The sequence below is a fragment of the Streptococcus suis genome (assembly GCF_002960445.1).
Lineage (GTDB): Bacteria > Bacillota > Bacilli > Lactobacillales > Streptococcaceae > Streptococcus > Streptococcus hyiners.
The window spans coordinates 1-270 of sequence record NZ_POJD01000232.1; the positions used below are offsets into that span (position 1 = coordinate 1).

Below are 270 nucleotides of genomic sequence, written 5' to 3' on the forward strand. Positions count from 1 at the left end.
TACTTGAAATCCACAATCCTCAACTCAAACTTATAAATTAAGGTTTTACATGTTATAAGTAAATTAGACTTGCTATTTTTGATTTTTATTGAGTATGAAAAACAACAAAACTCACAATTTCCAACACCAAATCAGAAACAACTAACAATCTCATCAAAGTCATTAAAAGAAATGCCTTTGGATTCAGGAAAATGGAAACTAGAAAAACGGATTTTGATGCTTTGAACAGTGAAAAGCTGAGGAGAGCTCTTTTCAGCTCATCTCCTAAAA

The 270-nt window shown here is 30.7% G+C and carries 1 pseudogene; it reads left to right on the top strand.

Annotation, left to right across the window (positions count from 1 at the left end):
* Nucleotides 1-107: 107 nt before the first annotated feature.
* Nucleotides 108-270 (top strand): annotated as a pseudogene (locus C1G53_RS13385) (transposase); the annotation flags it as partial.